The 6040-nt window shown below is 68.1% G+C and carries 1 protein-coding gene; it reads left to right on the top strand.

Translation table 11 applies throughout. The annotated features are described in order from the left end of the window. Window positions 1-667: 667 nt before the first annotated feature. A partial coding sequence (locus VN419_RS06600; RefSeq protein ID WP_325645723.1) for a glucoamylase family protein occupies window positions 668-6040 on the top strand: 5373 nt, incomplete at its 3' end.

Genomic DNA, 6040 nt, shown 5'->3' with positions numbered 1-6040 from the left:
GGCGTAGACAAAGACAGCGGACAGGAAACAGGCGCGCCGCCCCTGCCCCCAGTCAATTGAGGAAATAGAACGCCCAAAACTCTCCGCTTTGGCCATGTGCCGCAAACCCGCCATGATCCAGTCGCGGCATCACGAATGCCGTACACACTGAGCGCCGTGAACGCCACACAACGGTTTCACCTTTGCCGGCCCTGCACAGAGCGGCTTCTGACGATTTCTGCATTGCGGATTCGCAGTGCCGCACCTCCGCTCTGCCTTCCTTGCTGAAGGCCCCAGAGTGCCTGGCCGTAAAAGATTTTTTTCACGCTTTTCTCGCCAAGCCGCACCCTTCGTGCTATGCTTTGGCATCTCCCGGACACTCTCGTCTCCCGGGGCGCGTTCGCGAGCCACGCCGCCCCGGCCGACACGGATCCCCTCCACGTCCGTACCCACCCCTCACCCCGCCTCTCAGTCTGGTTGCCCTACGCAGCAGGTGCGCCGCCCCGTGGATGCACACCGGGCGGCAGCCATCGCGCTGCCTCGACTCCCCTCGGAGGGATGTCCCGGGCTTCCTGCATGGCGGCAGGAGAAACAAGCGATGAAAAACATCAGCATCAGTAGAATATTTCCCAGCCCGTGCGCACTGTTTGGCGGTGCGGCGCGGAAGGCCAACCACGACGAGTCGCCCTTGCGTTCGGATCTTTTCAGTGCCGACCAGATGGAGCAGCACGGCAAGGTGCTGGCCGGGGCGCACCAACTGGGCACGGGCCGCACGCGCGACCGCCTGCTCGGCCGCCTGGCCGAAAACGAGACGCTCCTGCTCGACGTCCACAAGCTGCTCACCCTCGACGTGAAGGGGGAACGCAGGATCACCCCGGCGGGCGAGTGGCTGCTGGACAACTTCTACGTCATCGAGGAGCAGATCCGCACGGCCGGGCGCCATCTGCCCAAGGGCTACAGCCGCGAGCTGCCGCGCCTGGCCCTGGGAGCCTCGGCCGGTCTGCCGCGCGTGTACGACCTCGCCTTGGAGACCATCGCCCACGGCGATGGCCGTGTCGACCCGGAGACTTTGCGCCGCTTCGTCTCCGCTTATCAGTCCGTGTCCGCGCTGACCCTGGGCGAGCTGTGGGCCATCCCCATCATGCTGCGGCTCACGCTCATCGAGAACCTGCGCCGCGTGGCGGCGCGCATCGCCGGGCATCGCCTGGACCGCAACCGTGCCGAGGCCTGGGCCGACAAGATGACGGCCGTGGCGGCCGGGGAGCCGCAGAACCTCATTCTGGCCATTGCCGACATGGCCCGTTCCGATCCGCCCATGGTCAGTTCCTTCGTGGCCGAGCTGACGCGCCGCCTGCACGGGCAGGGCCCGGCGCTGGCCCTGCCGCTCACCTGGATCGAACAGCGGCTTTCCGAATCCGGCCTGACCAGCGAAGAACTGGTGCGCTCGGAAAACCAGCAGCAGGCCGCGGACCAGGTGTCCATCAGCAACAGCATCGGCAGCCTGCGGGCGCTCGGCGCCATGGACTGGCGCGGCTTCGTGGAGGCCATGAGCCTGGTGGAGCAGACATTGTCCGAAGATCCGTCGGGCATTTACGCCTGCATGGATTTCGCCACTCGCGACCGCTACCGCCACGCGGTGGAGCGCACGGCCAAGGCCAGCCCGCTTTCCGAGGCCGAGGTGGCGCGTATGGCCGTCGGCCTCGCGCGGGAGGCGCTCGTGCGCGAGGGGCAAGGCGACCGCGCCGCCCACGTGGGTTTCTTCCTCATCGATGACGGCCTGGAGGTCTTGGCGCAAACCGCCCGGGCGCGCAGCGGTCTTGCCGGGTCCTTGCGCATCTTTGGCCGCGGGCATCCGCTGTTCCTGTACTGCGGCGCGATCCTGTTCATGACGGTTCTCTTTGCCGCCAGCCTTGCAGGCAAGGCCGCGGGCGACGGCCTGGACGGCTGGCGGCTGGCCGTACTCGGCGGTCTGTGTCTGTTTTGCGCCAGCCACCTGGCCGTGGCGCTGGCCAACTGGCTGGCGACCCTGCTGGTGGCGCCGCAGGCGCTGCCGCGCATGGATTTCTCCAAGGGCATCCCCAGGGAGTTCCGCACCCTGGTGGTTGTGCCCACCATGCTCACCAGCGCCCGGAGCATCGAGGAGCTGGTCAAGGCGCTGGAGGTGCGCTTTCTGGCCAACCGCGACGAGTTCCTGCATTTCGGGCTGCTGACGGACTTTGGCGATGCGGCGACGGAGACCCTGCCAGAGGATGAGCCGCTGTTGCGCCTGGCCAGGGAACGCATCGAAGGGCTGAACGGGAAATATCTTGGCAGCGGGGGCGAGAACTTCTTTTTGTTCCACCGCCCGCGCCAGCTCAACCCCCAGGACGCCGTGTGGATGGGCCGCGAACGCAAGCGCGGCAAGCTCTCTGACCTGAACCGGCTTTTGCGCGGCGGCGGGGATGAAGCCTTTGCCCTTGTGGTGGGCCATGTGACGGTGCTGCAGGAAGTGCGGTACGTCATCACCCTGGACACGGATACGCAACTCCCGCGCGATACGGCCCGGCAGTTCGTGGGGGCCATGGCCCATCCGCTGAACCGCCCGCGCCTCGACGAGCGGAAGGGGCGCGTGACGGGCGGATACGGCATCCTCCAGCCGCGCATCGCGGCCAGCCTGTCCGGCACAAACCGCTCGCGCTATGCGCGCATGTGCGCCAGCGAGATCGGCATCGACCCTTACACCCGCGCGGTTTCCGATGTGTACCAGGACCTGTTCGGCGAAGGCTCGTTCATCGGCAAGGGCATCTACGACGTGGACGCCTTTGAGCGGACCCTGGGCGGGCGCTTCCCCGACAACCGCATACTGAGCCACGACCTATTGGAAGGCTGCCACGCACGGTGCGGACTTTTGAGCGACGTGCAGCTCTACGAGGAATATCCCGCGCGCTACAGCGCGGACGCAAACCGCAGGCATCGCTGGATTCGCGGCGACTGGCAGATAGCCCGCTGGCTTTTGCCGGGCGTTCCCGGCCCGGACGGACGCCCGCGCCCGAATCCGCTGTCTCTCTTGTCGCGCTGGAAAATTGCGGACAACCTCAGGCGCAGCCTCACGGCCGCGGCGCTGACGCTGCTTTTGCTGGCGGGCTGGACCGTGCTGGCCTCAGCCTGGTTCTGGACGCTTTCCGTGTGCGGCGTCATCCTGCTGCCGGCTATCGTCTCCGCAGGGTTGACCGCGCTGCAGAAGCCCGAGGACCGGGCCCTGCGCCAGCACCTTGCCGCCACGGCGCGCCTGCTGCCCCGGCACTTCGCCCAGGCCGCCTTCTCCCTGGTCTGCCTGCCATACGAGGCCTTCTTCAGCCTGGATGCCCTGGCGCGCACTGCCTGGCGCATGCTGGTCACGCGCCGGGGGCTGCTGGAATGGAACCCCTCGGCCGAGGCGGGCGCCCAGGACCGCACGGATCTTGTCGGCTCCTGCCGGACCATGTGGTTCGCCCCCTTCCTCGCTGTGGCCACGGGCGTGGGCCTGGCCTCGTTCCGGCCCATGGCGCTTTTGGCCGCCGCGCCCATACTCGGCCTCTGGCTGGTGTCCCCGGCCGTGGCCTGGTGGCTCAGCCTGCCTCTGGCCCGCCACCGCGAGCGGCTCACCGGGGCGCAGACCCTTTTCCTGCGCAAAATAGCCCGCAAGACCTGGGCCTATTTCGAGACCTTCGTCGGACCGGAGGACCACTGGCTGCCGCCGGACAACTACCAGGAACATCCCGTGGCCGTGGTGGCCCACCGCACCTCGCCCACCAACATGGGCCTAGCGCTTCTGTCCAATCTCACGGCCTACGACTTCGGAATCATCACCTGCGGGCGGATGCTGGAGCGCAGCGCGCGCACCCTGGAGACCATGGCCGCCCTGGAGCGGCACCGGGGGCACTTCTTCAACTGGTATGACACGCTCTCCCTCGCGCCCCTGCCGCCGCAGTACATCTCCGCCGTGGATTCCGGCAATCTGGCCGGGCACCTGCTGACCCTGCGCTCCGGGCTCTTGGCCCTGGCCGGGGAACCCATCCTTTCGGCCCGGCTGTTCGAGAGCTTGGCCGACACCCTGGAACTGGCCCTGGACGCGGCCTCAGAGATGCCCGCAGCGGAGCTGGGCGCGGATGTTCCGGCCCTGCTTGCAGGGCTGCGCCACGACCTTGCCCCGGCCGCCGCTACGCACCCCGGGGCGTCTGCCACGTGTGGCGGCACGCGCCTGCGCCTCGCGCAGCTGGCCTCGGCCATCGAGACCCTGGGCGCGGCCCTGGCCGTGCTGGGCGCCGCACCGGACAACGAGCTGAATTGGTGGGTGCGCGCCCTGGCTGACCAATGCCGGGACGCCCTGGCCGAGCTGGATCTCTTTGCTCCGTGGTCCGCGCCAGAGGCCTGGCCTGAAGCCCTGGCGGACATTCCTGTCCTGCAGGTCCTGCCGACCCTGCGCGGGCTTGCAGAACTGGAGCCGCAGGTGCTGGCTGCCCTGGCCCGGGGGCTCGCTCCGGGCGCGCCTTTCGAGGCTGGTTCCGCGCTTGCGGCCCTGGCGGCGCAGGCCCAAGTGCAGGCCCAGGCCAGAATCGCCTCCCTGGAGGCGCTGGCCGCGCAGTGCGGCCAGCTGGCCAGCATGGACTACGATTTCCTTTATGACGAGAAGCGGCGCCTGCTCGCCATCGGCTACAACGTGGATGAACGGCGGCGCGATTTGAGCTGCTACGATCTGCTGGCCTCAGAGGCCCGGCTGGCCACCTTTGTGGCCATCGCCCAGGGGCAGCTGCCGCAGGAAAGCTGGTTCGCCCTGGGCCGCCTGCTCACCACGGCCGGAGGGGAACCCATCCTCCTGTCCTGGAGCGGCTCCATGTTCGAGTACCTGATGCCCATGCTGGTGATGCCGAGCTATGAGCACACACTGCTCGACCAGACCTGCGCCGCGGCCGTGGCCCGGCAGATGGACTACGGCAGGAAGCGCGGCGTGCCCTGGGGCATTTCGGAGTGCGGGTACAACGCCATCGACATGAACCGCAACTACCAGTACCGGGCCTTCGGCGTGCCCGGTCTGGGCCTCAAGCGCGGCCTGGCCGAGGATCTGGTCATCGCGCCCTATGCCACGGTCATGGCGCTCATGGTGGCCCCGCAGGAGGCCTGCCGGAACCTGTTGCGCCTGGCAGAGGACGGCTACGAGACGCGCTTCGGGTTCTACGAGGCCATCGACTTCACACCGTCGCGCCTGCCGCGCGGGCAGGCGAGCGCCGTGGTGCGCTCCTTCATGGTCCACCACCAGGGCATGAGCTTCCTGTCCCTGGCGAGCCAGCTGCTGGGCCGCCCCATGCAGCGGCGTTTCAAGGCCGATGCCCAGCTTCAAGCCACTTTGCCGCTGCTTCAGGAACGCATTCCGCAGACGGATGCCTCATTCGCGCACACAACGGAGCTCTCGGAAGGCCAGCTGACCTCGAGCCTCCCGGAAACCCCCATGCGCGTGTACGACACCCCGCAGACGCCGAGCCCGGAGGTGCAGCTGCTCTCAAACGGCAGGTACCACGTGATGGTGACCAACGCGGGCGGCGGCTACAGCCGCTGGAAGGATCTTGCCGTGACGCGCTGGCGCGAGGATGCGACCTGCGACAACTGGGGCTCCTTCTGCTACCTGCGCGACGTGGCCACCAGGGAGTTCTGGTCCACCGCCCTGCAACCCACGCAGAAGCCGCCCAAGCACTACGAGGCCATCTTCTCTGAGGACCGCGTAGAGTTCCACCGCCGCGACAACGACTATGACACGCGCCTGGAGATCGCCGTCTCGCCGGAGGACGACATCGAATTGCGGCGCTTGCGCATCACCAACCGGGCGCGCACGCGCCGGGCCATCGACGTCACCAGCTACGCCGAGGTGGCCCTGGCCCAGCAGGCGGCCGACGCACTGCACCCGGCCTTCAGCAATCTCTTCGTGCAGACGGAGGTGCTCGCCCCGCAGCGGGCCATTTTGTGCACCCGGCGCCCGCGTTCCCAGGGCGAGGCCGCGCCGTACCTGCTGCACCTCATGGCCGTGCGCGGCGGCAAGGACACGGAGGTT

Source organism: Humidesulfovibrio sp., from assembly GCF_035560995.1.
In the GTDB taxonomy this organism is placed as follows: domain Bacteria; phylum Desulfobacterota; class Desulfovibrionia; order Desulfovibrionales; family Desulfovibrionaceae; genus Humidesulfovibrio.
This window is presented reverse-complemented; position numbering and strand designations above follow the sequence as displayed.